Origin of the sequence: Pelagimonas sp. KU-00592-HH (assembly GCF_040369695.1) — a bacterium.
In the GTDB taxonomy this organism is placed as follows: domain Bacteria; phylum Pseudomonadota; class Alphaproteobacteria; order Rhodobacterales; family Rhodobacteraceae; genus Shimia.
In genome coordinates, this window is record NZ_BAABWM010000002.1 from 744,669 (window position 1) to 770,963 (window position 26,295).

Consider the following 26,295-nt stretch of genomic DNA (forward strand, 5'->3'; position numbering starts at 1 on the left):
CGGCTGAAGCCCCCTGCCACAGGAGAGACAGACATGACCACGCGCCCCTTGGAGCACATCCGGGTTCTCGACTTCGGCCAATACCTTGCCGGCCCGCTTGTCGGCATGATGCTGGCAGACATGGGGGCTGAGGTTATCCGCGTCGATCCCCCCGGCGGTCCTCGTTTGAAGGAACCCGCGACAGACATGCTGTCTCGCGGAAAGACAGCTGTCACACTGGATCTGAAGTCTCCGGAGGGGCTTGCCACCGCGCGTGATCTGGTGGCCCGCTCCGACGTGGTGGTCGAGAACTTTCGCCCCGGAGTAATGGAAAGGTTGGGGTTGGGCCCCGATGCGTTGCGCAAGATCAACCCTCGCATCATCTCGCTGTCCTTGCCCGGCTTTGCCTCGACCGACGCGGTTCTGGCAGACCTGCCCGCTTGGGAAGCGGTGATCGCCGCGCGCACCGGACAGTTCACGGATATGGGATTGAACCGCCGCCTGATGGGGATCAATCCGTCCTTCACACCTCTGACCCTTGCGTCGGCCTACGGCGCATCCTTCGGCGCCATGGCCGTGCAATTTGCCTTGCTGGCACGCGATCAGAATGGTGCCGAACATATTGAGGTGCCACTTGCTTCGGCCTTGCTCGAAGGACTCGTCTACAATTGCGAACAGATCGAGGACTACCCGGAGAGATACAAGTCCCCGCGTGAAGTTGAACTGGACAGACGTGCCGCAGAACGACTGCCAATGGACCTGAGCTTTGATGAACTGGAAGAGTTTCTCGACCCGTTTTATCGCACCTATACCTGTGCCGACGGGCGTGGCTTCTACGTGGTAGCTGGCAGCGTAAAGACACATCCGAGACGTGTGCTGGAAACTCTCGGCCTGAAAGCTCTGGCTGACGAACTGCCAGATTTCGATGCCTACCTGGATACCAAGGACTGGCCCGCAGACTGGTCGTTGCGCAACTACCCTGTAGGCGCAGGCGACCGAGAACGCGTGTCCTCTGCCATGAAAGCGGCCTTCCTGACCAAACCCTCGGATGAATGGGAAACGCTTTTCGGCACAGCCAAGGCCCCAGCCACTGCTCAGCGCTTTAGTCGCGAATGGCTATCCGATCCGCACGCGCTGGCTTCCGGCTTGGTACTTGAGGTCGACGACCCACGCCATGGCAAGATGCGCCAAATGGGCAATGTGGCCTGGCTGGCTGACGACAAAGCAGCACTTGTCAAACACCCCGGCCCCAGTTCGAACAACGCCGACATTGCCCGAATTCTCGCGGAACCACCTCGTGCGGGGGCGGTCGGGACAAAAAGCAAGGGCTGGCTTGATGGCCTGAAAGTGCTGGACCTGACGAATGTAATCGCCGGGCCAACGATTGGCTCGACACTTGCGCGCTTCGGAGCCGACATCACATCGGTTCAACCCGTCAATCCTTCGGTCGACCCCTGGAATACGATCGTCTTCGGGCTGCACGCCCATCGCGGCAAGAAAAGCATACTGCTCGATCTCTCCACCGAAACAGGACAAGAGGCCCTGCAACGTCTGATCCGCGAAACAGACGTCATCACAATGAATGGCACCGACGAGCAGCGCAACTCATTGGGATTGGATGCCACCAACCTTAACGCGATCAATCCGCGCCTGATCCTCGTACAACTCGACGCCTTCGGCGGCCCCGCCCAAGGCCCCAAGTCGAACCATCTTGGCTATGACGACCTCGCACAGGCAGCGACAGGCGTCATGGTGCGGTTTGGCGGAGGGATGGCAACCCCCGAGGAACACGCGCATTTTGGCACCATCGACGTGCTCACTGGATACTGCGCCTGTGTCGCATTGGGCGCGGCCCTGCTGCGACGGGAAAGAACGGGCAAGGGGGGCATTGCCCGCGCGGCTCTGGCCGCCGCGGGGAACCTTATCCAGGCCCAGTTGATGTATGATTTTGACGGCCGACCAGGTTTTGACGAGCCCGCAGGGCGCGACGCCATCGGCTGGGGACCATATTATCATTGCTACCGGGCACAGGACGGCTGGATGTTCTTTGCGGCCCCAACAGATCAACGCCAAGCGCTACGTCGCACTCCGGCTCTGAGCGATCTGGCAGACACGCCCGAATCCGAGTTGGCCAACGCCCTGAGCGCCCGCTTCCAGACGCAACCCGCAGCCACCTGGGCCGCGGCCTTGGCCGGGTCATCCTCCACCGTCATTCCGCTTGGATCGTTGCACGAAACACGCGATGCGGCCTTGCAGCCGGAAAGTCAGGGCGACATTGACCTTACCGAGGCCACTTTCAGGGTTATCCGCCATGACTCTCATCCGATGGGTCGTTGGTGCGATCTCGTTGCCCCAAATGCCGTACGCCCAGCCCGGGCCGCGATAACCATCCCCGGACCGATGCCCAAATATGGTGCCGACACCCGGCGCGTACTTTCAGGCTTGGGCTTTTCCGAAAGCCGGATCGACGCCATGATCGACACCGGTGCAGCTGCCGAACGTTGGTCCAAGAACTACTTGCCGGAGTAGGAGCGCCATGACGACTTCAGAAGGCCCTGACCCAACAGCCACACCACGCACCCGTGCGAAAGCCCGCCACATCATTGACCACTATTATATCGGTCCCTCGCGAAACGACGACGTGCTGGAAATCTGGGGCTACACCCCGCGCATGACCTATGTCCCCGGCGATACGGTGACATTGCACGTTTCAACAACTGCAGCGTCCTGGGATCTGGAAATTGGCCGTGACGGCGTCACCTATGAGCCCGTTTTGCGGGAAACCGGCTTGGTCGGCACGCATCAGGCAACCCCTGCTGACTGCTCGGTTCAGGGGTGCTCCTGGGAGGTGAGCCACAGGTTCACAATCCCCTCCAGCTGGCGCCCGGGCGGTTATCTCATCACATTTAGTGCTGAGCGGGATGGTGACCGAGTGGAAGAACACCATTTGATCCTTGTCCGCCGCTCGACCAACGTCCCACCACCCCCCTTTGTGCTGGTTTGCGCCACGGGTACTTGGCTGGCCTATAACTGCTGGGGAGGATCAAACCACTACGAAGGCATCACCGGCCCGGATGGCAATGCTTTCTCACCAGTCGTCTCGACCCAGAGACCGTGGAGTCGCGGTTTCTGCAAACTGCCCGCTGGTGCGCCACGCGCCGTCCCGGACGTCCCCCACAGTCCCGGAAAAATGGTGCGCTACCCCTATATGGAATGGGCTTATGCCTATGGCTATTCCAAGAAATACGCCTCCGCCGGATGGGCCAGTTACGAACGCCATTTTACCCGCTGGGCCGAAGCAGAGGGGTTCGACCTCGACATTGTGACGCAACATGACCTCGAAGCCGACCCAGATGTGCTGGAGCGCTACAAATGCGCGATCTTCGTGGGACACGACGAGTATTGGACGGCCAACATGCGCCATTCCGTTGATCGGTTTACCACCAACGGGGGCAAGGTCGCGCGGTTTGCCGGAAACTTCCTCTGGCAAACCCGGATCGAAAACGAAGGTCGGACCCAGGTTTGCTACAAGTACACAGCCGAACAGGACCCGCTGTCGGGCAGCGACAAGGACCATCTCGTTACGGCGGCCTGGGAAGTGGCACCCGTGAACTGGCCCGGTGCCGCGACATTCGGTGCAAACGGGCTCAAGGGAATTTATGCCGGGTTGGGCCGCTGTGCTGGTCAGGCCAGCGGGGGTTACACAGTCTACCGTCCGGACCACTGGTCCCTTGAAGGCACGGAACTTGGCTACGGCGACCAACTGGGCGCAAGGGCACGTATCTTTGGCTACGAGGTTGATGGCGTCGACTACCAGATGGAAGATGGTTTGCCTTTTGCCACAGGCGCGGACGGCGCCGATCCTGCCATCGAAATCGTGGCTATGGGATTGGCGACCAATACCGAACCCGAAACGGGAATTTGGGGAGAGACGGCGTACATCGGCGACGGTGACGCCCGCTTTAAGGCGCAGGCAATGTTTGGCTCTGTAAATGACGATACTCTGGATCGCAGTTCGCGCGGAAACGGGGTCGTCCTGTTCTGGCAACGCGGAAAGGGAGCCGTCTTCAACGCGGCCACCTGTGAATGGGTCATGGGTTTGATCCGCAAGGACCCACAGGTCGAACGCATCACCCGCAATGTTCTTTCAGAGTTCGGCGGCTCCAACTAGCTCGGGAACACGTTTTTAGAAGACCTTTCTGTACCTCTGAGCAGGCGTTTTGCTTTGCCCTAGCAGCTATTTCGCCAGCGCCATATGCCCGCTTTCGATCTGAGGGATGAACAGAAACGAGGACCGCAGGTGCCAACACTCCAGATAAAAAACAAATATTATCTAAAGCTTACCCCACAGCGTATTTGCCTTTCGAAGGGCGCTCCCTGAAGTATCCAGTGCCTCGGTACGATGCTTGATGCCAATGCCAGTCAAGCCCAGCGCCGGCTGGTTAGAAAAATTTTTATTGTAGAAAGTAAAAAATTTTTTTAGCGTCCAGTCCATGCTCGGCCTCAAAACGGCGGAGCGGTACCCGCAAGTCTGCGACACCGGCGGCAAAAACGGAAAGGGGCCCAGATTGCTCACCCGAGCAAATTGCCCGGGAATCAAAGAAAGAACATTTGCCGAAATTCACGATCTGACAAACACACACATGCTTGCGGATAACCTTTACTGACAGCGAGGAAATCATGAAAAGAACATCAACAATCCTGGCGGTTGCGGCACTGATGTCGTCAGCGGCCATGGTCAACGCCGAAACCCTGCGATGGGCGCGTGCAGGCGATGCCCTGACTCTGGACCCGCATTCGCAGAACGAAGGCCCCAGCCACACCATGCGTCACCAGATGTATGAGCCGCTGATCATCCGCGACACCAGCGGCGCCTTCGTGCCGACACTGGCGACCGACTGGGCCCCCAGCGCCGACAACCCCAACGTATGGGTGTTCAACCTGCGCAAGGGCGTGAAATTCCACGACGGCGCCGATTTCACCGCCGAGGACGTGGTTTTCAGCTTCGAGCGCGCGAAACAGCCGAACTCGGACATGAAAGAACTGATCGGTTCGATCGTCGCCGTCCGCGCTGTTGACGACCACACCGTCGAAATCGAAACCGATGGCCCGAACCCGATCCTGCCGTCGAACCTGACCAACCTGTTCATGATGGACAAGGGCTGGACCGAGGCGAACAACACCGTCAACGTGCAGGACTTTGAAGGTGGCGAGATCACCTTTGCCACCACCAACGTGAACGGCACCGGCGCCTACAAGCTGGTCAGCCGCGAGCCCGACGTGAAAACCGTCATGGTGCGCAACGAAGAATACTGGGGCCGCAACGATTTCCCGATGGAAGTCAGCGAAATCATCTACACCCCGATCCAGAACGCCGCGACCCGCGTCGCAGCCCTCCTGTCGGGTGAAGTGAACTTCCTTCAGGACATGCCGGTACAGGATCTGGCGCGCGTCGACAGCGCGAACGGCCTGATGGTCAAGCAGGCCCCGCAGAACCGCGTGATCTTCTTTGGTATGAACCAGGGCGCGGATGACATCGAAGCCGACAACATCGAAGGCAAAAACCCGCTGGCAGACGTGCGCGTGCGCAAGGCGATGTCCATGGCGATCAACCGCGACGCAATCCGTCAGGTTGTGATGCGTGGCCAGTCCCAGCCCGCAGGCATGATCGCTCCGCCCTTCGTGAACGGCTGGACCGCCGCAATGGACGGCGAAAGCTCGACCGATGTGGAAGGCGCCAAGGCGCTGATGGCCGAAGCCGGTTACGCCGATGGTTTCTCGATCCGTCTGGACTGCCCGAACGACCGCTACATCAACGACGAACCCATCTGTCAGGCCGCGGTCGGCATGCTGGGCCAGATCGGCATCAAGGTGAACCTCGACGCCATTCCGAAGGCACAGCACTTCCCCAAGATCACCGACGGCAAGACCGACTTCTACATGCTGGGCTGGGGTGTTCCGACCTATGACTCCGAGTACATCTTCAACTTCCTGGTCCACGGCCGCGAAAGCGACATCGGCACTTGGAACGGTACCGGCTTCAACAACGCGGACCTGAACGCCAAGATCAAGTCGCTGGCATCCAACACCGATCTGGACGCCCGTAACGCGGATATCGCCGCGATCTGGCGCATGGTTCAGGACGAACAGCTGTACATCCCGATCCACCACCAGGTGCTGAACTGGGGCATGGCTGACAACGTCGGCATCGAGGTTGATCCCGAAGATCAGCCCCGCGTCAAGTTCTTCACCATGAAGTAAACCAATCCGGGCCGCCTGTCTGATACGGGCGGCCCGCTCCTGCCGGGTGGTCGCACGCCGCCTGCCCCGGCCCTTATCCGTGACCCGTCAAACCAACACCTGGCCTCCGCGCCCATCGGCCCAAGAAAGCCCCTGCGATGTTGCCTTTCATCCTCAAACGCGTGTTCCAGTCGCTTCTGGTTCTTGTCATTACCGGCGCCATTGCGTTTTCCATGTTCACCTTCGTCGGTGACCCGATTGACAACATGCTCGGCCAAGAGCGCACCATGGAAGACGTCGAACGTCTGCGTGCGCAGCTGGGTCTGGATCAACCGGTTCCCGTGCAATACTTCAAATTCCTCAACGAAGCCGCCAAGGGCAACTTTGGCGTCAGCTACCGTCAGGGCCGCGAAGTCTCCGAGATCATCATGGAACGCGCGCCCGCCACACTGGAGCTGGCCGCCTTGTCTGCAGTCTTCGCCGTTCTGATGGGCATTGCGCTGGGGGTGTTCACCGCCATCCGCCGCGACGGGTTTGCCGCCAACTTCATCATGTCGGCGTCCCTAATCGGGGTGTCCCTGCCGACCTTCCTGATCGGTATCCTGCTGATCTACCTGTTTTCCGTCGAGCTGGGCTGGCTACCCAGCTTCGGTCGCGGCGATGTCGTGCAGATCGGCGGCTGGACCACAGGCTTCCTGACCGAATCCGGCCTCAAGGCTCTCATCCTGCCGGCGATCACGCTGGGCCTCTACCAGATGACCCTGATCATGCGCCTCGTGCGCTCCGAGATGCTCGAAGTCCTGCGTCAGGATTACATCCGCTTTGCCCGCGCCCGCGGCCTGAGCGAACGCGTGATCAACTTCCGCCACGCGCTCAAGAACACCATGGTTCCAGTGATCACCGTGATCGGCCTGCAACTGGGCGCGATCATCGCCTTCGCGATCATCACCGAAACTGTCTTTCAATGGCCCGGTCTCGGGCTCCTGTTCATCAACGCAATCCAGTTCGTCGATATTCCCGTCATGGCCGCATATCTGATGATGATTTCGGTGATGTTCGTCGTAATCAACCTGCTGGTTGATATCCTCTATGCCTTCATTGATCCACGTCTAAGGGTGAGTGCAAAGTGACCGACCAAACCAATTCCGCCGCACCCACCCGACTGCGCCGCGCGCTGGACAGCGATTTCTTCTACGCTTTCCGCCGCTCGCCGGTTGCGATGGTGTCCGCCGCCGTCTCGATCCTGCTGATCCTGTCGGCCGTCTTCGCCCCTCTCGTTGCGACGACCAATCCGTTCGACCCAACCTCGCTGAACCTGATGAACGGCTTCACACCGCCGATGTCGCCCAATGCCTTTACTGGCGAAACCTTCCTGATGGGCACCGATGACCAGGGGCGCGATGTGTTCTCGACCATCCTCTACGGGATGCGAATCTCGCTGTTCGTCGGATTTGCCGCCGTCCTTTTCGCCGTGGTTCTGGGCATCTTCCTAGGCCTCCTGGCCGGATACTTCGGGGGCTGGACCGACAGCTTCATCATGCGCGCCGCAGATGTGCAGCTGACCTTCCCCTCGATCCTTGTCGCCATGCTGATCTTCGGCATCGCCAAGGGGATCACCCCCGTGGAACACCGCGACCAGATGGCCATCTGGGTGCTGATCCTCGCCATCGGCCTGAGTGACTGGGTCCAGTTTGCCCGCGTCGTGCGGGGTGCAACGCTGGTGGAAAAGAACAAGGATTACGTCTCGGCCGCCCGCCTGATCGGACGCCGCCCCTTTACCATCATGCTGCGGCACATCCTGCCCAACATCCTCTCGCCGGTTCTGGTGATCGCCACCATCTCGCTGGCACTGGCAATCATCGCCGAAGCCACGCTGAGCTTCCTCGGCGTTGGTGCACCGCCGACGCAACCCTCCTTGGGAACGCTGATCCGGATCGGCCAGGGCTACCTGTTCTCGGGCGAATGGTGGATTCTCTTCTTCCCCGCCTGCACCCTTCTGGCGCTGGCGCTGAGTGTAAACATGCTGGGCGACTGGCTGCGTGATGTCTTGAACCCGAGGCTGAAATGACCGAACCCGTACTCTCCATCCGCAACCTGACCGTCGAAATCCCGACACGTCACGGCCTGTTCAAACCCGTCCAGAATGTCAGCTATGACATCTACCCCGGCGAAATCCGTGGTGTTGTCGGCGAAAGTGGCGCGGGCAAGTCGATGACCGGCAACGCCGTGATCGGCCTGCTCGACGATCCCGCGCGCATTGCGTCGGGTGAAATCTGGCTCAAGGGGCGTCGTATCGACAACCTCAGCCCCGAAGAGCAACGCGCCATTCGCGGCCGCGAGATCGGCATGATCTTTCAGGATCCCCTGACCTCGCTCAACCCGCTGTTCACCATCGGCGAGCAACTGGTCGAAACCATCCAGCTGCACCTCAAGGTCTCTGCCGCCGAGGCAAAGGAACGCGCACTGGCCCTGCTTGATCGCGTGTCGATCCCCGACCCCAAGACCCGCTTCAACCAGTATCCGCACCAGTTTTCCGGCGGTATGCGCCAGCGGGTTGTGATCGCGCTGGCCCTGTGCTCGGAACCCTCGGTCATCGTCGCGGACGAACCGACCACCGCTCTGGACGTCTCCATTCAGGCGCAGGTGCTTGACCTGATCAAGGAACTCGCCTCGGAAACGCAGGTCGGGGTGATCCTCGTGACCCACGACATGGGCGTGATCGCCGACACCACGGAACAGGTCACGGTGATGTATTCCGGCGAGGTGGTCGAGAACGGACCAACCGACAAGGTCCTGAGCACGCCCGAGCATGAATATACCAAGTCGCTGATCTCGGCCGTGCCCCGCCCGCAGGTCAAGCTGCACCGCTTCCCGCAAGTCAGCTATGGCGGCCGTGAAACCACCTTCAAGATCGAAGATCTGGCCCGCAACTGGCACAAACCGGAACCCTCCAAATCCGGCAAGCTGGTCGAAGTCAAAGGCATCACCAAGAAGTTCCTGGAAAAATCCGCCCTCCTGCCCTCGCGACGCACCTATTTCACCGCCGTTGACGATGTCTCGTTCGACATCAAGGACGGTGAAGTCTTCGGCCTTGTCGGCGAAAGCGGATCGGGCAAATCCACCGTCGCCCGCATGATCGGCACCCTCCTGCCCGTCGACGGCGGCCATATCGAATTCGACGGCGATGATGTCACCACGATGTCGGCCGAGGGCATCGCGAACTACCGCAAACAGATCCAGATGATCTTCCAGGATCCGTTCTCGAGCCTGAACCCGCGCATGAAGGTGGAAAGCATTGTTGCCGAACCGCTGATCCACCACAAACTCCTGCCGCACGACCAAATCAGCGCCCGCGTGCACGAACTGCTGGACCGCGTCGGCCTGACTCGAGCAGCGGCAAGCAAGTATCCCCACGAATTCTCGGGCGGTCAGCGCCAGAGGATTTCGATCGCCCGCGCCCTCGCGACACAACCACGGTTCCTGATCTGCGACGAACCCACCAGCGCGCTGGACGTGTCGATTCAGGCGCAGATCCTCAACATTCTCAAGGACCTGCAGGAACACCTCGGGCTGACCATGCTCTTCATCAGCCACGACCTACCCGTCGTGCGCCAGATGTGTGACCGCGTGGGCGTGATGAAACAAGGACAACTGGTCGAGGTACAGGATACCGAAACGCTCTTTGCCAACCCCAAGCAGGAGTACACCGCCCAGTTGCTTGAACTCATGCCCCGACTGGCACAGTTGTCGGGCTGACAGAATGCGTCGTTTTTTCATACTCCCGGCCACGGACACAGGCTTTAGTTTGGCCAATCTGGAGGAAAGATAACTTTATGGCATCCGATCAGCTCGAACCGGCCAAACTCGGCAATTTGATCCGCAAATGTCGCCAGAAGCGCAAGCTGACGCTCAAGGAGCTCTGCGACAAGGCCGGCGTATCCGTCGGCTATCTGTCGCAGGTTGAACGGGGCAATGCGACACCGTCGCTTGGCACTCTGGCCCAGATCGCCCGAGCGCTTGATCTTGGTCTGGACTACTTCGTCACCCGGCCCAAACCGGGCGATGCGGTGTCGTACGCAGATCAGCGGCGCAAGTTCTCGATCACCGAGTCAGGTGTTACCTACGAGGCGCTCAGCACCGAGTTTCCCGGCCACGAACTGTCGGCCTTCATCATGAACTGCCCGCCGGGGTTTCAATCAGAAACCTTTCAGCACGAGGGCGAAGAATTCATCTACGTCCTGAGCGGGTCGATCGAAAAGAGCCTCGATGGCGAAACCTTCACCCTGCATGAGGGCGACAGCCTGCACTACAACGGCATGACCCCGCACGCGTGGAAAACGCTGGGCGAGACCCCCGCCCGCATGTTGTGGACAGGCACCCTTGTCGTCTTGCAGGGAGATCAGAAAAACCGGCTTCCCGGACATCGCGGATAACCCTTCCCTTGCTGTGCCCTTCAGGAGAGTTTCATGTCTGACATCGTGGAAAACAGATTGGCCCGACTGCGCCACCGCATGGCTGAGACTAACACGGATCTGGTCGCGCTTGGACCGGGCAGCCACATGCAATGGCTTCTGGGGCTGAACCCGCACGGCGATGAGCGCCCGGTCATGGCGATTGTCACGGCCGACCACGCTGGCGTCCTGATGCCCCTTCTGAATGCCGATGCGTCACGCGCCCAATGCGCCCATGTGCCCTTTTTCGAATGGAGCGACGCAGATGGGCCACTGGACGCCCTTACCCATCTCCTGACCGCCGCAAACGCAAAACGCCCAGGCCTGAGCGTCGTGCTAGACGAAGCGATGCGCGCCGATTTTGCCTTTCTGCTGCTTGACCAGATCGACACTCCGACCCACCGCTTCACACAGGACACCATCGGCCTTCTGCGCGCCGAGAAAGACCCCGAGGAACGCCGCCTCCTCAAGGAAAGCGCCCTCTTGAACGATGCGGCCTTCGAACGGGCGTTCGACGCCTTGCGCACCGGCATGACCGAACGCGAGGTGCGCGACATCATCGTCGATCACTACCTGTCGAACGGCGCGACGCCCGAATTCTGCATCGTTGCCTTTGGCAAAAACAGCGCCTATCCGCACCACCACACCAGCCAGGACACCCTGCAACCCGACATGGCCGTTCTGATTGACGCCGGATGCCGCTTGCAAGGCTATCCCTCCGACATGACCCGCTGCGCATGGTACGGCGATACACCGAATGCCCGCTTCAGCGAAGTGGCTGAAATCGTTGAACATGCCGTAAAATCTGCCAAATCAGCCGCCGTGCCCGGCACTCCGTGCAGCGACGTGGACAAAGCCGCTCGCACGATGATCGAGGACGCAGGCTATGGGCCGGAGTTCCTGCACCGCACCGGCCACGGCCTCGGTGTTGACGTCCACGAACCGCCCTATATCGCCGCCAACTACCCTGAACCACTGCGAGCTGGAAACGTTTTTTCGATCGAACCGGGTATTTACCTGCAGAACGAGTTTGGCATCCGCTTGGAAGACGTCGCATTTCTGCATCCCGATGGCGTCGAGTTCCTCTCCGAAATGCCACGCACCATTCGCCAGCTACCGGTCAGGGATTGAACCACGGCTGATCCAACGCAGAGCAGATCGAGCCCTGCGGAGTATGGCCAGGCGCCAGGGAGCAATTGTCAACTCTATCGCCGGGCCAACCTTTTGCGTTGTGCATCTCGGATCAACGCAGCCAAACGATAGAACCCATGAGCCATCTTGGTGAACGGCGTCAGAAGAAAGAACGTCAGAACCGCCCCCAGGTGGATTGCCAGCAATGCAGGCATGAGTGCAGTCGCGCCGAAGCCATAGAGCAGCAGGCCAGAAAACCCGACGAAACCAAGCAGCCCGACAAAGGCTATGTCTCCGCTCCAGGCTTGCGCATCTCCGACATGTCGATCGGACCTAAGCTTCAAGGCCACCATGCCAATACACCCTAGGGTCATAATGAGGCCGCCAGTCATACCAAGCAGCTTGGGAAGCGACCAGAAAGCATAGGGGGCGTGATGATCGAAGATATAGTGCAGGACAGTTGCAGAGGACGTCGAGGCAAAGCACAGTAAAAATCCGTACATGATCGCCTGATGGATATGGCGGCGACCTTGGCTAAAGCGATCTTCATCCTCAAAGTTACAACCTTCGCCATGTCCCGCCGCCAAATCTTGCATATTGGCAGCGCGCCCCAAAGCGCCGACGATGTCGGAAAATGTCACGCTTTGACCCTCGACCTCGTGCCAATAGCGTTTGATCCCGATGCCAAGGATTAGCAGAGGCAGCAGAAACGCCGGTGCAAAAATCGCGACCATCGCATTGTGCGACAGCACCGCATGAAAACCTTCACCACCAGCAGAGCCAACCGCCTTTATCGCGGCAAAAAGCACTGCAAAGCCTACCACCAACGCCAAAACAATGGCACCACCGTGGGTGTTGAACCTTCGTGCAACCGCCTGTGGCCAGGCAAAACTCTCCCAACTCTCGCGACGCACCTCAGCCAACACAGCAGGCAGGTTCAGGTCAAACTCATGTGGCGCCGTATACTGGCACGCATAGAAACATCCCCGGCAATTGTGGCAAAGATTGGCAAGTTGAATGATGCTGCCATCTGTGAACGCGCGATTGGCGTGCAGCGACGGAAAAACCGAACAATAGCCTTCGCAATAGCGGCAGGCATTGCAGATTTCCACCTGCCGGCGCGCTTCTTGAATCAGATCAGCTTGCATATGCAGCGGCCTCCCGTCCCGCGATGCGTCCAAAGACAGTTCCGATGGTCATGCCGTAGCCGGCGAGATAGCCTTGCCCCAAAATCGACCCGGCCATCGTTTCCCCCGCGGCCCAGAGGTTCTTGATGGGGCCATCTGCGGTGCTGCACTGCGCGTTCTTGTCAACCTTCAGGCCAAGGTAGGTGAAAGTCACACCGGTACGCAGCGAATAGCCATAATACGGCGGCTCGTTGATCGGTCGCGCCCAATTGGTTTTGGCCGGTGTCAATCCTGTGGTCGCAACGCCATCAAGCTCAGTTGGATGGAAGTCCGATGTGTCTCCGCAAGCCGCGTTGAACGCTTCAACCGTGGCCGTGAGTTTTGCACCGTTGATGCCCATCATTCCCGCCAGTTCTTCCAAGGTCTCCGCTTTGAGCGGCGGAAAGACCGAAGGCATGAAGAGGTTAATGGATTTACTGTCGATCACGACATGCCCAACCTGATCTGGCTGTGCAGCGACAAGGCGCCCCCAAATTGCATATCGCTTTGGCCAGACATCTTCCCCTTCGTTATAGAACCGTTCAGCGTTCCTGTTCACAACAATGGAAAACGGCACACAATCAAGACGGGTCACAATCCCACCGTCAAACTTGGGCGCGCGCCCATCGATGGCCACAGCGTGACATTGATCGGCATCGCCCACCTGATTGACACCTTGGTCCAACAGATCCGCCAGAACCACGCCGCGATTATACGGTGTGCCGCGGATCAGAAAGTTCTTCGCGGCTGGCCCCCATGCGCGCGTAAGCCAATCCGTGTCCGCCTGAAATCCACCAGAAGCAACGACAACCGCCTTCGGAGTGATACGATGGGATTGACCTTCATGTGTGTAGTCAACCCAATCAACGAGATCGCCATTCAGCTCAAGGTGCGTGACGGCCGCTTCATAAAGCACATCCACGCCAAGCTTTGCCGCCGTACGGTAATAGGCATTTACCAGCCCCTTGCCGCCACCCATAAAAAACGCGTTGGTCCGCGCCAAGGACAAGGTGCCAGAAAGCGAAGGCTGAAACCGCACGCCGCGCTCCTCCATCCAAGGCAAACATTCCTCCGAAGTGCGGATAGCTAGCCGGGCCAACTTTTCATCTGTTTTGCCCTTGGTTACCTTCATGAGGTCGTCGAAATACTCATCCTCGCTGTAGTCCTCAACAAGCGGACCAAGCGGTCCTCTGTGCATACAGCGGAAATTGCGTGTATGACGTGAGTTGCCACCGCGATAGGCTTTGGGTGCAATCTCGAGAACAAGCACCTTGGCGCCGGCCTCAGCCGCAGTCATGGCAGCACAAAGCGCGGCATTTCCTCCACCAATCACTGCGATGTCGTACTGTGTCATGGTCCCTATCCCTTGATGCCTCCCGGGCTACCGCGCACTCGTTGATTTGACAAATCTCAAAATTGTCCGGATTAATGCGATATGAGCATCAATTATGATTTTGGCGACCTGGAAGCCTTCTTGGCCGTGAAAGAAACGGGATCCTTTCACAAGGCCGCCGCCAAACTGAACCTGTCCCAGTCCGCCATCACACGCCGTATTCGGAAACTAGAAGAGGCTCTCGACAGCCAATTGTTTTTGCGCACAACACGCGCGGTGAAGCCTACTCTGGCGGCCAAACGCTTGCAGAGCCGCGCCGAAGTCATGCTGCAAGATGCACGCGAGACGTCCCAGGCCATGCGCGATGAAAGTGTCGCCTTCGCCCATCAGCGCAACGCGCTCATTACAATTGCTGTATTGCCTACAAGTATTGGGACGTTGGTTCTGCCTGCCCTGCGTCGGTTTCGTGAAGAAGGTCACTCCGCCCGAGTACGCATTCTGGATCTCGCAACGAATGAGGTCGCTGAAGCCGTTGCCGAGGGCGAGGCAGACTTCGGGGTTTCATCGATACCTGCGCTCGAAGCAACGACACGATTTGAACCTCTGCTGGAAGAACGGATTGTACTGGCCCTTCCAATCAATCACCCAATGGCTGGGCAAAGAGCTGTTGAATGGGCCAACCTAAAATCTCTTCCCCTGATCCTGCCTTCACGCGGCACTGGCAATCGTTTGTTAATCGACGAAGCGATGGCTCGTGCACGACAACAGTTTTTCTGGACCTATGAAGTCGGACGCACGTCAACCGCTTTGGAGATGGTGAAAGACGGCCTGGGCGCCGCCTTGGTGCCGGAGTCGGCGACCGGGGGCAATGACGTCAGCTACGTCCCCCTGAATGACACACGCCTTATGCGTAGCATCGGACTTTTGCGGCGTGCCACACACGCGGAGACATCAACCGTCAAGGCCCTGATCAACGCCTTGAGAAAGACGCCAAAATAATCAGCGTCTGAGCAGACCCTCCAATCGCGCCGATCTGCGCCCGAAGCTTAATCATGGTTCCGTATGTCTCAGGCGGCCCTAGGTCACTCTCGAATGAGTAGGGACGACAAGAATGTGTCGAAGGAGCTCTACAGCCCTTTGTGCGCGGGCTTCGCGGAACTCTGCGGTAGGGGCAGGAAGGCGGCCGATCACGCGCCGGATTTGTTGATCACCAATCAATAGATCAAGATAGAGGCCGACGGCCTCTCCAGAGTGTTCAAAGCGAAGCTGGCCTTCTTCCTTTGCTCGAAGAAGAACCTGTTCGAGCAAAGGGAATACGGAGTCTCGTCCGGCCTTTGAAAGGGTCGCGCCAAGTTCACCGCTGGTATCGGCCGCCGCTGCCCGATTGAGCGCAACTGCGCGATCACCCGTCAGCAGATCCAGAAGTTTTGGACCGAGCGTGCTCAGGATCGAAAGCGCATCGTGGTCGGTTTTCAATTCGACTTCCAGGTGGGACTTAACTTCTTCCGCGTTGCGGGTAACGAGGGCACGGAACAGTCCCTGCTTATCCCCATACCATTTGTATAAAGTCTCATTTGAGGCCCGCGCTTGTTTGGCAATGCCCTGCATGGACGTCCCTCCATACCCTTTCGCCTCAAGCACTTCGTAAGCCGCTGCTTCGATCTGTTGCTGACGTAGGGATCGCTTTTCTTCTCGCAAAATCTTTCTCCAGAGCCTGTTGACAGAAACCGTAACCAACATTACGGATAAACACAACCGTAATAACAATTACACTTTTGGAGATAAACAAATGACCCTGCACACCCGCCAAACAACGGCCGCCTTGGCCACGCTCATCCTGCTGCAATTGATTATGCTGTCGGCGCTCTACGCCGGGATTCCGCCACATCCTCCGGTCGCGACACCTCTCTTCGGCATCGCCCCATTTCTTGGCGCGTCCGTATCTGTGGCCCTTGCCGCCATCATCATCGGGCCACTTGGCGACCGGGGCGGGCGTATACTGAGCGTTCTCGCAGCCCTTTTGGCACTCGTTTCGTTTGGCCCGCAGAAGTACTTTGATGCGCAATTCGGGCTGATCTACCCTGCGGTTATCCTCGGCCAGATTGCCGCGTTCTTGATCCTTCTGAGGGTTTTCAGTGCGACCCGAAACGGCGAAGACGCCACTTCGCAGATCTCGGGCAAACAGGTGCGGGTCTGATGTCTCGCCTTCTATTGCCAATGTCGATGCTCTCGCTTTTGAGCATCGGCGCCATCTTTGGCTTCTTCTATGCTTGGATCTGCTCGACCATGTGGGGACTGGATGCCACTGACCCGCGTATCGCGATCACAGCAATGCAGGCGATGAATGCTTCCGTCCGAAACCCTGTTTTCTTCCCCGCGTTCTTTCTGACACCAATAATTCTGGCAGCGACGTCATACATCGCCTTTACGCAACAGCGAAGACGTTCAACCGTTCTGTTTGGGATGGCTGCCAGCGCATATTTTGTGGGAGCACTCCTAGTCACCGCCACCGTCAATGTGCCGATGAACCAAGCCCTCGCAGAGGTCGCCGTTCCGACCGACATCGATGTCGCACGAGCCATCTGGCAAGACTATTCACGCTCTTGGCAGTTCTGGAACACCCTGAGAACCTTGGTCAGCGGGGCTTCGCTCCTGTTGACTGGCCTAGCCATCTATCTGATCGAGAAGGACGTGGCCTAGTGGAGCTTTCACTTTTGACATTCGCGTTTCTGGCATTGGTCGTTGTCATGACGCCCGGCCCCACCGTATTGCTCGCTTTGTCCAACGGTTCGCGCTTCGGAATCGTCCTCGCAGGATACGGAATCGCGGGCGCCGCAATCTCTGATGCTTTTCTCATCACGGCAGCCGGCTTGGGGTTGGGCGCAATACTCGCAACCTCGGCAACCTTGTTTAACGTCGTGAAGTGGGCTGGCGTTGCCTATCTCATCTGGCTGGGCTTTCAAATGCTACGCTCGTCAGCCGAACCTGGCGTCGAAATTGGCCTGCGACACGACCAACAACATGAAACGCGAAGCCAAAAAGGCGCAATCTTCCGCAAGAGCTTCCTGGCGGCCGTCACAAATCCCAAAGGGTATCTCTTCTTTTCGGCGTTCTTACCTCAATTCGTGACCCCTACCGATCCGATGCTTTTGCAATACGTCATGCTTGCAGTCGTTTTCATACTTATCGACGTGGCCACGATGACTTTATACGCAGCACTGGGCGTCAAGGCCGTGAAGTTCCTGAATGGCCGAGGCGCATTTTGGATCGACCGCGTGTGCGGTGGATTGTTGGTCGCTTTGGGCCTTGGTCTGGCACTGATCAAACGCGGTGAAGCATAGAGGGCTTACCACTTTGGGGGGAAACACTGATAGGCGCAGCAGACGGCGGACTCACAAATCTTACGCAGCTGTCGCCTGCACAACTTGCTCTTCACAATATCCGACGATCTGTTTCTGCTTGGTGCGAAAAGGCATTGTGATAAGCGATTTTGCCCCCGTCTTCTTTCCGAATTTCCCCGCTCAGATATAGTCAAACGCCCACTCGTTATAGCCCTGTTCACCTCGGTACCAGATAACCTGATCCTTGCTGCTTTCCCCGTGGTTCCAGCGTTGCTTTTCCCCTTTGCTCATGGCGTCACGGACGATGGCGCGACGTTTCTGGCTCAACAAAATGTCACGCGTCAGGTCTTCTTCGTTCCATTTCTCCGCGACCTCCTGCCGGAAACGTGAGACCATCTCTTGATGGTCGGCATCCGCGACAAGGTTGACGCGCTCGTTCGGATCGTTCCCGAGATCAAACAGAAGCTCTCCATCATGCGAGGAGCTGATAAACTTGTACGGCCCACGACGGATCATGAAAATTGGCACGGGCGTGGCTTCGGCGAGATACTCTGCATAGACAGCCCGCGCCGGTTCCGGATCGCCACGATCGGTCAATGTCGCAAGATCGACTCCTTCAAGGGGTTCGCCTTCCTCTTCCACTCCAGCAATTGCGTTGAAGGTCGGCACAAGATCGACGAGTGACGTCAGTTCCTGCACCCTCTGAGGGGTGATACCGTGGCCAGACATGATCAGGGGGATACGCAGGGATTTCTCGAAGAAGTGCTTCTTGAACCACATGCCGCGTTCGCCCAACATCTCGCCGTGGTCCGACGTGAAGAGAATGACCGTATTCTTGTCTGCACCAGTCGCCCGCAGAGCATCCAGAACCCGAGCCACCAAGGAGTCGATGAAGCTGATGGAGCCATAGTAGGCCCGAATGGCCCGTTGAATGTCCTCGTCGCTGAACTGGATGCCAAGCATGCCAAAGTCCTTCAACAGGCGCGCTGAATGCGGATCGTGCTCCTGTTCTGGCAATGCCCCGACATGTGGCATGGGAATGTCCTTGCCATCGTAGAGGTCCCAGAATTCCTTGCGGCACAGATAAGGCTCGTGTGGATGCGTATAGGATACCTGAAGGAAGAAGGGGCGCTCATCGCCTGAGCGCGCCATGTCAAAAATGTGTTGCACCGCTTTGAACGTGACTTCTTCGTCATAGTCGATTTGAACCGAACGCTCGCAGATGCCGGCAATACGCACAGCCCTTGGATCGTTGGTATCGCGTTTGCCTTCGTTCCCCCAGTTTGGAACCCAGGCAAAGTCCGCCGGATAGAGATCAGCCGTCAGGCGCTTTTCAAATCCGTGAAATTGATCCGGCCCAATAAAGTGCATCTTGCCGGACAGCGCTGTCTGGTATCCGGCTGCACGCAGGTAGTGGGCATAGGTCGGGATTTCAGCAGAGAACTCCGCGGCGTTGTCATAGGCGCCGACTTTGCTTGCCAACTGTCCCGTGGCCATTGAAAACCGCGACGGCGCGCAGAGCGGAAAGTTGCAATAGGCGTTTTCGAACACGACGCCATTCTCAGCCAGGGCATCCAGCGTCGGCGCATGGCAAATCTTGTCACCATAGGACCGCAGGGCTCCGGCGGTGAGCTGGTCGACCTGAATGAACAGGATGTTTGGACGATCCGTCATGACCTATCCCTTCTTCACAAGGCTGCGAATTGCCCCGACGGGCCCGGTCTCGTACCACTTCTTATGCCCGCGATCGCGCGCCGAGATGCCAAAGCTCTGCGAGGTTCTGTCGATCACAATGGCAAGGAAAACGATGCCAAGCCCGCCCACGGTCGCCAGCCCCATGTCGAGGCGGCCGATGCCGCGCAGAACCATCTGACCCAAGCCCGTCACCGAGATCATGGACGAGACCACAACCATCGAAAGTGCCATCATGATGGTCTGGTTGACCCCTGCCATGATCGTGGGCATAGCAAGCGGCAGTTCCACCTTGAAAAGGGTCTGCTGGTTCGAGGCCCCAAAAGCGCGCGCGGCCTCAACCATGTCGGCACGCACCTGTCGAATACCAAGATTGGTCAGGCGCACGACAGGTGGAAGCGCATAGATGAAGGTCACGATCACGCCCGACACATTTCCGATGGAGAACAACATCACGATCGGCACGAGGTAAACAAACGACGGGATGGTCTGCATCAAGTCGAGAAGCGGTTGCAGGATCATCCAGAACCGGTTGTTCTTCGCTGCAATCACCCCCAGCGGTATGCCGATCAGCGAGCAGAACACCACGCAGGTCATGACAATGGAGAGCGTGGTCATACTCTCTTCCCAAGCGCCCATGAGACCGATGGCCGTCATGCACGCAAGTGAAATCAACCCCAGCCTACGGCCACCTGCCTGCCAGGCAACCAGAACAATGAGCGTCAGGATCAAGAGATCCGGCGCTTGGGTCAGCCCGTCTTCAAGTCCGGTTAGAACGATATCAAAGGGAACTTTGATCGCCTGAAAAATGAAACGGAAGTTGGCCACGACCCATTGCAGGGCGCTTTCCACCCATGCGCCGACCGGGACCCATTCGGTATCGAAAATGTTCCAGAGTTCCATAGTCGTCTCCTTATCCGCGCAAGGCCTGAAGGGCGGATTTGATGGTGATCTGTCCCACTGCGGGCCCATCCGGGCTCATCACGGTGACGGGGGACTGATCTTCCATGAAGTGCTCGATGATCTCGCCAAGTTCAGCGTTGAGCCCAACCTGTTTGGCAGTCGGATCACGCCCGTCGAGCTTGTCCATGATGGTTTCCGCGCGCACGAGACCGACGCGGCTGATGCCCTTGACGAATTCTGCGACGTAGTCGTCTTTCGGGTTGGTGACGATTTCCTCGGGTGTGCCGATCTGGACGATTTCACCATCGTTCATGATGGCAATGTGATCCCCCATGCGGATCGCTTCGTCGAGGTCATGGGTGATGAAGAGCGTGGTCTTGTCCATGTGGGCAGACAGGTCGAGGAACTGGTCTTGCAACTGTCGCCGGATCAGGGGATCGAGTGCGGAAAAGGGCTCGTCCATCAAAAGGATCTCCGGATCAGCCGCCAAGGCGCGTGCCAGACCCACCCGCTGCTGCATCCCGCCAGACAGTTGGTCGGGGTAGTGATCAATCCACCCGCCCAAATCCATCGCCTCAAGCGCCTTTACCGAAGCCTCCCGGCGTTTCTCAGGCGCGACACCTCGCACCTCCAGACCAAAGCCAACGTTGTCGCCCAGTGTACGGTGCGGCCAGAGCGCCATGTGCTGAAACACCATTCCGATGGTTTCGGCGCGCAGTTGACGAAGTTCCCCTTCGTTCATCGTGTCGACGCGCTGACCCGCGACATGGATTTCGCCTGACGTCGGTTCAATCAGCCTGTTCACATGGCGCACCAGCGTGGACTTTCCTGATCCCGAAAGACCCATGATGCAGAAAATCTCCCCCTTCCGGACGCTGAAGCTGGCATCCCGGACACCCAGAACACAGTCGTACCGATCGCGCACCTCTTCCTTGCTAAGGCCCTCGGCCAAAACGGCTTTCATGGCCTCGTCGGCGCGGCGTCCATAAATCTTCCACAGATCACGGCATTCGATTTGCGCTTCACTCATGGCGCTGTTCCCTTCGGAAAAAACGGGCGCGGAATTTTCCACGCCCGGGAGTTGCAGGGAGGGATCAGTTGGCTTTGGCCGCCTCGGCGACCCAACCGTCAAAGGTTGCTTGGTTCGCGGAAACCCAATCCTCGGCGTGCCGGCGGAAATCGTCCAAAGTATTCTCGCCATCGCGCAGTTTGACCTGTGCGGCATTCACGGCACCGATCGGGATGTCGACGAGTTCAAAGAACTTCGCGGCAGCAGGGTTGTCCTTCAGGAAGTCGTTGTTTGCGACAATGTAGACATCGTTCACTGCAAACCCGGTATCGATGTCTCCTTCAGCCTGAACACCGATCTGCACCACATCTGTTCCGGGCACCAACACGTCGCTGATCCAGTTCGGGGTCCAGGTGTAGTAGAGGATCGAGCCGCCCTCGTTGTAGCGGGTAATCGTGTCCGCCATGATCGCAAAATAGCTCCCCTGATCATGCTGCACCGTGTCACGCAGTTTTAGGTTGTCGAGATGATCCTCGATCGCGATCTCGCACCCCCATCCGGGGTTGCAGCCGGAAAGGTTGGCGCGACCGTCACCATCTGCGTCAAACAATGCAGCCACCGCCGGATCACCCAGTTGTTGAATGCTGGTAATGCCATTGGCCTCGGCGGTTTTCTTGTCCATGAAGAACCCCTGCCCCGCGCCCTTGATCGCCGGGTTCACGCGAGTCATGACGCTTTCGCCCCCGGATTTGTCAAAGAAACCATTGTGCAGTGGTTTCCAGTGATTGAACGTGTAGTCCGCATCGCCCGAGGCAACGGCGAGGTGTACAGCCGGAAAATCCGCTTCAAGCGTTTCTTCCATTTCATAGCCCAGCGCCTCCAGCCCCAGTTGCACGACCATGTGCTGAAACCAGGCGTTCGCGGGCGAGCCCTTGATGGGGGACACTGACACGCCCTTTCCGGGCATATCGGCCGCCGCAGCTGGAATGTAAAGTGTTGCCGACAGGGCTGTCGCCAGCGCGATTTTCTTGAAGTGTTTCATGATGTCCTCCCATGAATGCGGGCCCTGATCGGTGCCGCAGCTAATCTTTGATGTCATGGTTTGTCAGAAAATGCGCATTGTGAAGTTCCAAAATCCGAAGCAAAATGTTAACCATAGCGTTATGGCAAACTTACGAAAAACCCTTACCAAGCTGCCTCATTTGATCACTTTTGAGGCGGCATGCCGACACAATAACTTTACAAGAGCCGCCGAATATCTCGGGGTTACGCGTGTATCCGTCAGTCGCCAAATTGCCGAGTTGGAAGAGGCACTTGGAACAAAACTGTTCTATCGGGATCATCGCAAGGTAACCCTGACCCAGGCCGGGCGTGCTTTGGAAACCGAGGTGTCTCCAGCACTGCACCAAATTGCCGAAGCCCTTCTGAACGCGGCGGCGCGCGCAAGTGATACGCGTTTGACTGTCACCACGACCTCGGCCTTCGCCACCTACTGGTTGATGCCGCGCCTGGTCGATTTCAGCAACCAGCACCCCGACATCGAATTGAACCTCGTGGTGTCCGATCGAAAGCTCGATCTCGAAGCCGAAGGGATCGATGTTGCCATTCGATATTCCAAGACGCCACCAAACTGGGAAAACGTAACGCCTCTATTGCAGGAACGCGTCTTTCCCGTTTACAGCCCGATCTACAGGGCCCGTACAGGTATGGAAACTCCGGAAGACCTGCTCAATGAGAACCTGCTGCACCTCTCAGGGATTTACCGCCCGGGCGCACGATGGCCGAACTGGTTCCGCAATTGCGAAATCCCGCCTCCGCCAGAGTCCAGCGGCGTGGTTTTGAACACCTATATCAACATGCTTCAGGCTGCGATCGCAGGACAGGGCATCGCCCTGGCCGGCAACCCACTGGTGGACCCTTACCTTTCAGATGGATCACTCAGAAAACTGGAAGGGTTCCCGGAAATCGAACGGGATTTCTTCTACCTCATTGATGCCACGGAAAACCGGAAAGACGCGGCCACTTTCTGCGATTGGGTTCGCGATCAGGCAAGCATCACATCTCAAGCCGCTGAGTGAACGACAGCGCGGCTTTGGTGCGTGACGGCAAAGTCGCTACGAAGGCCCAGAAGGGCGCCTTGGAAAAGCCCCGCGAAGGGCAGTCCAAGGTTGGGTAACAGAGCACCAAGTCCAAGGCCTATCAAACAACTTCGTCCCTTCTATTTTGCGGACGTTGTTCTTGTCGCGGCAAACCAGTCCTTCTTTTGCCGGAAGCAAGAGGGTGCTTTCTTTGTGAATGTCAGAAGAGGCACAGCGCTTCCTCAGATTGACCTGCCGCGCTTGCGTGGACATTTGAGCGAGAAAAAGTCAGCGGTGGGAGGCTTTAGGCTGACACAGCGCCCGACTAACTGGGATGTGGCGCGTGATGTCTACGGAAAGCCGCTGCTCTTTGCGGCACGCAAGATACTTCAACACCTGATAGCTGAGGCAGGGCAGAAACCTTTGGCCAACGAGTATCTTCACAAGTTCCTTTTGGAGGCATTCGGAGAATGGCTTGATGAGAACCCGACTTCGAGCATCACTCAGGAATACAGCGCCCAGGTAAACGCCGCCGCGTAGACAGGTGTCTCAATATCCCTGACAATCTTCGAAAGGGCTGGTTGAAGGAAACGGTTGCCAGCCCTTTTGAGTGCTTGCAAAGTGTAACGGCAAACGCAGTCCCGGTTCAGTCCCGGGCATTCAACCAACGAGGTGCAATAACACCTGCACCGCCAACGCATTGATTTTTCTGAAGAAAAATGGTGCCCGGGGGCGGAATCGAACCACCGACACGAGGATTTTCAATCCACTGCTCTACCCCTGAGCTACCCGGGCACGGGTGAACATCTCTGTTCGGGTTGCGGCGTTCTATGTCAGCTTTGGGGGGCTGTCCAGAGGGTTTTGCAAAAAAATCAGTGCAGCCGGTCGTTTTGTTTGGCGATCTCTTCCAGCGCCTCGATCTGCTCTTCCGGATCCTGCGAGGCGACCGCGTATTCCTCGCCGAACCAGCGCCCCAGATCGACATCCGCGCAGCGTTTCGAACAGAACGGACGGTAGGCCTGAACCGTGTCTTTCCGACAGATCGGACAGGCCATCAGATCAGCCCCCGCACCGCCACACGGGCGCGTTTACGCTGCAGTTCATAGTGGCCAAGCGGCGTCCAGCCGGCCAGCACCGTATCCACCGAATCCGCCTTGAAGGCCGCCCTCAGAGCGCCTTCGAAACCGCGCCGGTCTTTCTTGGCCATCGGGGCGAGGTCGAGCGTAATCTGACCGCCAAGGCCGCGCACACGCAGGGCCGCGGGCAGGGCACGCGCCAGGGCAAAGTTCGCCTTGGCACCCGCCGCGGGCGAGGTATCGCCGCCGGTGTTCACATCAACCGCCACCAGAGCGCGGGTCGGCTCGACAAAGGCATAGGCACCGCCCTCGAGCGGCACGCGCGCGCCCTTCACGTCTTCCAGGGCATCCAGCACGCCGTGGGTCTCGAATCCCCCTGGCTCCGACACGATCTCGGCCGGCTCCACCCACTCGCGCCAGGCTTCGACATGCGGGCCGTCGCCTTCGGTGAGCTTTTCCATGCCGCCCTCGGCATCCGCCATCACCGCACGCGCCATATCGACCATGGCGACAATGTCCTCGGCGATCTCCTCGGGGTCGGCCTCGGCACAGGACGAGCGCATGATCAGCCCCATCTCCTCGCCGTCCATCACCTCGTGGGCAATCCCCAGAAGCGTGTCGCGCAGATCGTCGTCGCGGATCGAGCGACTGATGTTCAACCCAGGCGCCTCTGGGGTGACGATGGCATAGCGGCTCTTGAACAAGAGCTTCTGCGTCACCGGGATCGCCTTGCCTTCCTCGGCATAGCCCGTCACCTGCACCAACAACGGCTGACCAGGCGAGAGCCCCTTGACCTGGCGCAGGAACACGTTGCCATCGGGGGTGCGCAGGAACATGCCGCCCTGCCCTTTCACCGGACGATCGGCAATGGCGCGATAGATCGTGCCGGGACGCGGCGCATCCCCGTCGATCAGGAAATCGCTCAGCTTGCCATCCACCATCAGGGCCGCGGCCTCGCGCTCTCCGATGTGGTCGAGAATGATCTGGCTGCCCTTCATGATGTTTCCTTGTAAAGCGGGTATCCGGCCGCCTGCAAAAGCGTGGCCGTCTCGGCCACCGGCAGGCCCATGATACCTGTGAACGATCCGCTGATCCACGGAATGAAGGCCCCGGCCGGGCCCTGGATCGCATACCCCCCCGCCTTGCCCTGCCAGTCACCGGTGGCAAGATAAGCGTTCAGTTCGTCATCGCTCAGGCGTTTCATCTTGACCGCGCTCACCACGGTCCTTTCCCAAAGGCGATCACCCCGGCGCAGGGCCACGCTGGTGATCACCTGATGGCGCCGGCCGGCCAGCGACAACAGGAACTCTGCGGCCTGTCCGGCATCCGCGGGCTTGCCCATGATGCGACGGCCCAGCGCAACCGTGGTGTCGGCGCAAAGCACAATGTCGCCGGCGTCGGCCTGAACGGCCATCGCCTTCTCGCGCGCGATCCGCGCGCAGTACGGGCGGGGCAACTCACTTTTTCGGGGGTCTTCGTCGATATCGGGCGGGCGGATATCATCCGCCACCACACCGATCTGCAACAAGAGGTCCTTGCGGCGCGGGCTGCCGGAGCCGAGGATCAGTTTCATGCCAGCGGTCCTGTCTTGATGCCGCGCCACGAGGGCAGTCTGCGCTTACTTGAAGCGGTAGTTGATCCGACCCTTGGTCAGATCGTAGGGGGTCATTTCCACCTGAACCCGGTCGCCAGCCAGAACACGGATGCGGTTCTTGCGCATCTTGCCTGCCGTATGTGCGATGATCTCATGGCCGTTCTCAAGCTCGACCCGAAACGTCGCATTGGGCAGGAGTTCCTTCACGACACCGGGAAATTCGAGCAGTTCTTCCTTGGCCATGTTATCTCCTTCACAAAACACCCGGCTTTTCGCGGGCTGCCCCTAAATGGGGGCAAACG

Annotated in this window: 27 protein-coding genes and 1 tRNA gene; 14 read left to right on the plus strand and 14 right to left on the minus strand. The window is 58.6% G+C overall.

What is annotated here, in order from left to right:
* Nucleotides 1-33 precede the first annotated feature (33 nt).
* A complete protein-coding gene (locus ABWV42_RS10760; RefSeq protein WP_353340097.1) occupies nt 34-2,508 on the plus strand; it encodes a CoA transferase in 2,475 nt (824 codons plus the stop codon).
* A 7-nt stretch (nt 2,509-2,515) separates the two neighbouring features.
* Nucleotides 2,516-4,150, plus strand: coding sequence for a N,N-dimethylformamidase beta subunit family domain-containing protein (locus ABWV42_RS10765; RefSeq protein WP_353340098.1), 1,635 nt, complete (start codon nt 2,516-2,518; stop codon nt 4,148-4,150).
* 162 nt (nt 4,151-4,312) lie between these two features.
* Here the strand turns inward: ABWV42_RS10765 and ABWV42_RS10770 are convergent, their stop codons facing one another.
* Both ABWV42_RS10770 and ABWV42_RS10775 read right to left on the minus strand, forming a co-directional pair.
* Nucleotides 4,313-4,474 carry a hypothetical protein gene (locus ABWV42_RS10770; protein ID WP_353340099.1) on the minus strand — a complete coding sequence of 54 codons (162 nt, stop codon included), beginning with the start codon at nt 4,472-4,474 and terminating at the stop codon, nt 4,313-4,315.
* The gene (locus tag ABWV42_RS10775; RefSeq protein ID WP_353340393.1) at nt 4,434-4,715 is read right to left on the minus strand and encodes a hypothetical protein; all 282 of its coding nucleotides are present in this window, start codon (nt 4,713-4,715) and stop codon (nt 4,434-4,436) included. Before ABWV42_RS10775 ends, ABWV42_RS10770 begins: the two co-directional genes overlap by 41 nt.
* Here ABWV42_RS10775 and ABWV42_RS10780 point away from each other — a divergent pair.
* From ABWV42_RS10780 to ABWV42_RS10805, 6 genes are all read left to right on the plus strand, one after another.
* Nucleotides 4,660-6,240, plus strand: a complete 1,581-nt coding sequence (locus ABWV42_RS10780; protein ID WP_353340100.1) for an ABC transporter substrate-binding protein — start codon at nt 4,660-4,662, stop codon at nt 6,238-6,240. The genes ABWV42_RS10775 and ABWV42_RS10780 overlap by 56 nt on opposite strands.
* 137 nt (nt 6,241-6,377) lie before the next feature.
* Nucleotides 6,378-7,349 carry an ABC transporter permease gene (locus tag ABWV42_RS10785; RefSeq protein ID WP_353340101.1) on the plus strand — a complete coding sequence of 324 codons (972 nt, stop codon included), beginning with the start codon at nt 6,378-6,380 and terminating at the stop codon, nt 7,347-7,349.
* Nucleotides 7,346-8,287 carry an ABC transporter permease gene (locus ABWV42_RS10790; protein ID WP_353340102.1) on the plus strand — a complete coding sequence of 314 codons (942 nt, stop codon included), beginning with the start codon at nt 7,346-7,348 and terminating at the stop codon, nt 8,285-8,287. The genes ABWV42_RS10785 and ABWV42_RS10790 overlap by 4 nt, the downstream gene beginning before the upstream one ends.
* The gene (locus ABWV42_RS10795; protein WP_353340103.1) at nt 8,284-9,975 is read left to right on the plus strand and encodes an ABC transporter ATP-binding protein; all 1,692 of its coding nucleotides are present in this window, start codon (nt 8,284-8,286) and stop codon (nt 9,973-9,975) included. The genes ABWV42_RS10790 and ABWV42_RS10795 overlap by 4 nt, the downstream gene beginning before the upstream one ends.
* 77 nt (nt 9,976-10,052) lie before the next feature.
* Nucleotides 10,053-10,652 (plus strand): helix-turn-helix domain-containing protein, encoded by a 600-nt coding sequence (locus ABWV42_RS10800; protein ID WP_353340104.1) that lies wholly within the window; start codon nt 10,053-10,055, stop codon nt 10,650-10,652.
* A gap of 33 nt (nt 10,653-10,685) precedes the next feature.
* Nucleotides 10,686-11,801 (plus strand): M24 family metallopeptidase, encoded by a 1,116-nt coding sequence (locus ABWV42_RS10805; protein WP_353340105.1) that lies wholly within the window; start codon nt 10,686-10,688, stop codon nt 11,799-11,801.
* Between the two features lie 74 nt (nt 11,802-11,875).
* Here ABWV42_RS10805 and tcuB read toward each other — a convergent pair whose 3' ends face one another.
* Together tcuB and tcuA are read right to left on the minus strand one after the other, a co-directional pair.
* Nucleotides 11,876-12,949 (minus strand): tricarballylate utilization 4Fe-4S protein TcuB, encoded by a 1,074-nt coding sequence (gene tcuB / locus ABWV42_RS10810; RefSeq protein WP_353340106.1) that lies wholly within the window; start codon nt 12,947-12,949, stop codon nt 11,876-11,878.
* On the minus strand, nt 12,939-14,321 hold the full coding sequence (tcuA, locus tag ABWV42_RS10815; RefSeq protein ID WP_353340107.1) for an FAD-dependent tricarballylate dehydrogenase TcuA: 1,383 nt from the start codon (nt 14,319-14,321) through the stop codon (nt 12,939-12,941). Before tcuA ends, tcuB begins: the two co-directional genes overlap by 11 nt.
* An 81-nt stretch (nt 14,322-14,402) precedes the next feature.
* Here tcuA and ABWV42_RS10820 point away from each other — a divergent pair, with 81 nt between their 5' ends.
* A complete protein-coding gene (locus ABWV42_RS10820) occupies nt 14,403-15,299 on the plus strand; it encodes a LysR family transcriptional regulator (RefSeq protein ID WP_353340108.1) in 897 nt (298 codons plus the stop codon).
* A 78-nt stretch (nt 15,300-15,377) separates the two neighbouring features.
* Here ABWV42_RS10820 and ABWV42_RS10825 read toward each other — a convergent pair whose 3' ends face one another.
* Nucleotides 15,378-16,040 (minus strand): TetR/AcrR family transcriptional regulator, encoded by a 663-nt coding sequence (locus ABWV42_RS10825; RefSeq protein WP_353340109.1) that lies wholly within the window; start codon nt 16,038-16,040, stop codon nt 15,378-15,380.
* Here ABWV42_RS10825 and ABWV42_RS10830 point away from each other — a divergent pair.
* The 3 genes from ABWV42_RS10830 to ABWV42_RS10840 are packed head-to-tail and all read left to right on the plus strand — an operon-like array spanning nt 16,018 to nt 17,641.
* Complete coding sequence (locus tag ABWV42_RS10830; RefSeq protein WP_353340110.1) at nt 16,018-16,497, plus strand: hypothetical protein; 480 nt, start codon at nt 16,018-16,020, stop codon at nt 16,495-16,497. The genes ABWV42_RS10825 and ABWV42_RS10830 overlap by 23 nt on opposite strands.
* Nucleotides 16,498-16,523: 26 nt before the next feature.
* Nucleotides 16,524-17,000 carry an anthrone oxygenase family protein gene (locus ABWV42_RS10835; protein WP_353340111.1) on the plus strand — a complete coding sequence of 159 codons (477 nt, stop codon included), beginning with the start codon at nt 16,524-16,526 and terminating at the stop codon, nt 16,998-17,000.
* Nucleotides 17,000-17,641: a LysE family translocator gene (locus tag ABWV42_RS10840; RefSeq protein ID WP_353340112.1), complete on the plus strand. Its 642-nt coding sequence runs from the start codon at nt 17,000-17,002 to the stop codon at nt 17,639-17,641. Before ABWV42_RS10835 ends, ABWV42_RS10840 begins: the two co-directional genes overlap by 1 nt.
* 180 nt (nt 17,642-17,821) lie before the next feature.
* On the opposite strand, the gene betC is transcribed toward ABWV42_RS10840, so the two are convergent.
* The 4 genes from betC to proX all read right to left on the minus strand — a co-directional run bounded on the left by betC (nt 17,822) and on the right by proX (nt 22,344).
* Nucleotides 17,822-19,315, minus strand: coding sequence for a choline-sulfatase (betC, locus tag ABWV42_RS10845; RefSeq protein WP_353340113.1), 1,494 nt, complete (start codon nt 19,313-19,315; stop codon nt 17,822-17,824).
* 3 nt (nt 19,316-19,318) lie between these two features.
* On the minus strand, nt 19,319-20,236 hold the full coding sequence (locus ABWV42_RS10850; RefSeq protein ID WP_353340114.1) for an ABC transporter permease subunit: 918 nt from the start codon (nt 20,234-20,236) through the stop codon (nt 19,319-19,321).
* A 10-nt stretch (nt 20,237-20,246) separates the two neighbouring features.
* Nucleotides 20,247-21,266, minus strand: a complete 1,020-nt coding sequence (locus ABWV42_RS10855; RefSeq protein WP_255108807.1) for a quaternary amine ABC transporter ATP-binding protein — start codon at nt 21,264-21,266, stop codon at nt 20,247-20,249.
* A gap of 64 nt (nt 21,267-21,330) precedes the next feature.
* Nucleotides 21,331-22,344: a glycine betaine/L-proline ABC transporter substrate-binding protein ProX gene (gene proX / locus ABWV42_RS10860; RefSeq protein WP_353340115.1), complete on the minus strand. Its 1,014-nt coding sequence runs from the start codon at nt 22,342-22,344 to the stop codon at nt 21,331-21,333.
* A 13-nt stretch (nt 22,345-22,357) separates the two neighbouring features.
* Here proX and ABWV42_RS10865 point away from each other — a divergent pair, with 13 nt between their 5' ends.
* Nucleotides 22,358-23,323 (plus strand): LysR substrate-binding domain-containing protein, encoded by a 966-nt coding sequence (locus tag ABWV42_RS10865; RefSeq protein ID WP_353340116.1) that lies wholly within the window; start codon nt 22,358-22,360, stop codon nt 23,321-23,323.
* Between the two features lie 90 nt (nt 23,324-23,413).
* Nucleotides 23,414-23,863 (plus strand): hypothetical protein, encoded by a 450-nt coding sequence (locus ABWV42_RS10870; protein WP_353340117.1) that lies wholly within the window; start codon nt 23,414-23,416, stop codon nt 23,861-23,863.
* A gap of 180 nt (nt 23,864-24,043) precedes the next feature.
* Here ABWV42_RS10870 and ABWV42_RS10875 read toward each other — a convergent pair.
* The 5 genes from ABWV42_RS10875 to infA form a co-directional block, all read right to left on the minus strand.
* Nucleotides 24,044-24,118: transfer RNA gene (locus tag ABWV42_RS10875), tRNA-Phe, on the minus strand.
* A 77-nt stretch (nt 24,119-24,195) separates the two neighbouring features.
* Nucleotides 24,196-24,378: a DNA gyrase inhibitor YacG gene (locus tag ABWV42_RS10880; protein WP_255103868.1), complete on the minus strand. Its 183-nt coding sequence runs from the start codon at nt 24,376-24,378 to the stop codon at nt 24,196-24,198.
* Nucleotides 24,378-25,397, minus strand: coding sequence for a ribonuclease E/G (locus tag ABWV42_RS10885; RefSeq protein WP_353340118.1), 1,020 nt, complete (start codon nt 25,395-25,397; stop codon nt 24,378-24,380). The genes ABWV42_RS10880 and ABWV42_RS10885 overlap by 1 nt, the downstream gene beginning before the upstream one ends.
* Nucleotides 25,394-25,972, minus strand: coding sequence for a Maf family protein (locus ABWV42_RS10890; RefSeq protein ID WP_353340119.1), 579 nt, complete (start codon nt 25,970-25,972; stop codon nt 25,394-25,396). Before ABWV42_RS10890 ends, ABWV42_RS10885 begins: the two co-directional genes overlap by 4 nt.
* Nucleotides 25,973-26,017: 45 nt before the next feature.
* Nucleotides 26,018-26,236 carry a translation initiation factor IF-1 gene (gene infA / locus ABWV42_RS10895; RefSeq protein ID WP_021097168.1) on the minus strand — a complete coding sequence of 73 codons (219 nt, stop codon included), beginning with the start codon at nt 26,234-26,236 and terminating at the stop codon, nt 26,018-26,020.
* Between the last annotated feature and the right edge of the window lie 59 nt (nt 26,237-26,295).

Bases quoted from the DNA above. Each gene is read 5' to 3' on its own strand.
- ABWV42_RS10760 (WP_353340097.1), top strand. From the start codon at position 34: ATGACCACGCGCCCCTTGGAGCACATCCGGGTTCTCGACTTCGGCCAA.
- ABWV42_RS10765 (WP_353340098.1), top strand. From the start codon at position 2,516: ATGACGACTTCAGAAGGCCCTGACCCAACAGCCACACCACGCACCCGT.
- ABWV42_RS10770 (WP_353340099.1), bottom strand. From the start codon at position 4,474: ATGGACTGGACGCTAAAAAAATTTTTTACTTTCTACAATAAAAATTTT.
- ABWV42_RS10780 (WP_353340100.1), top strand. From the start codon at position 4,660: ATGAAAAGAACATCAACAATCCTGGCGGTTGCGGCACTGATGTCGTCA.
- ABWV42_RS10775 (WP_353340393.1), bottom strand. From the start codon at position 4,715: ATGGCCGCTGACGACATCAGTGCCGCAACCGCCAGGATTGTTGATGTT.
- ABWV42_RS10785 (WP_353340101.1), top strand. From the start codon at position 6,378: ATGTTGCCTTTCATCCTCAAACGCGTGTTCCAGTCGCTTCTGGTTCTT.
- ABWV42_RS10795 (WP_353340103.1), top strand. From the start codon at position 8,284: ATGACCGAACCCGTACTCTCCATCCGCAACCTGACCGTCGAAATCCCG.
- ABWV42_RS10800 (WP_353340104.1), top strand. From the start codon at position 10,053: ATGGCATCCGATCAGCTCGAACCGGCCAAACTCGGCAATTTGATCCGC.
- ABWV42_RS10805 (WP_353340105.1), top strand. From the start codon at position 10,686: ATGTCTGACATCGTGGAAAACAGATTGGCCCGACTGCGCCACCGCATG.
- tcuB (WP_353340106.1), bottom strand. From the start codon at position 12,949: ATGCAAGCTGATCTGATTCAAGAAGCGCGCCGGCAGGTGGAAATCTGC.
- tcuA (WP_353340107.1), bottom strand. From the start codon at position 14,321: ATGACACAGTACGACATCGCAGTGATTGGTGGAGGAAATGCCGCGCTT.
- ABWV42_RS10820 (WP_353340108.1), top strand. From the start codon at position 14,403: ATGAGCATCAATTATGATTTTGGCGACCTGGAAGCCTTCTTGGCCGTG.
- ABWV42_RS10825 (WP_353340109.1), bottom strand. From the start codon at position 16,040: ATGTTGGTTACGGTTTCTGTCAACAGGCTCTGGAGAAAGATTTTGCGA.
- ABWV42_RS10835 (WP_353340111.1), top strand. From the start codon at position 16,524: ATGCTCTCGCTTTTGAGCATCGGCGCCATCTTTGGCTTCTTCTATGCT.
- betC (WP_353340113.1), bottom strand. From the start codon at position 19,315: ATGACGGATCGTCCAAACATCCTGTTCATTCAGGTCGACCAGCTCACC.
- ABWV42_RS10850 (WP_353340114.1), bottom strand. From the start codon at position 20,236: ATGGAACTCTGGAACATTTTCGATACCGAATGGGTCCCGGTCGGCGCA.
- ABWV42_RS10855 (WP_255108807.1), bottom strand. From the start codon at position 21,266: ATGAGTGAAGCGCAAATCGAATGCCGTGATCTGTGGAAGATTTATGGA.
- proX (WP_353340115.1), bottom strand. From the start codon at position 22,344: ATGACATCAAAGATTAGCTGCGGCACCGATCAGGGCCCGCATTCATGG.
- ABWV42_RS10865 (WP_353340116.1), top strand. From the start codon at position 22,358: ATGCGCATTGTGAAGTTCCAAAATCCGAAGCAAAATGTTAACCATAGC.
- ABWV42_RS10880 (WP_255103868.1), bottom strand. From the start codon at position 24,378: ATGGCCTGTCCGATCTGTCGGAAAGACACGGTTCAGGCCTACCGTCCG.
- ABWV42_RS10885 (WP_353340118.1), bottom strand. From the start codon at position 25,397: ATGAAGGGCAGCCAGATCATTCTCGACCACATCGGAGAGCGCGAGGCC.
- ABWV42_RS10890 (WP_353340119.1), bottom strand. From the start codon at position 25,972: ATGAAACTGATCCTCGGCTCCGGCAGCCCGCGCCGCAAGGACCTCTTG.
- infA (WP_021097168.1), bottom strand. From the start codon at position 26,236: ATGGCCAAGGAAGAACTGCTCGAATTTCCCGGTGTCGTGAAGGAACTC.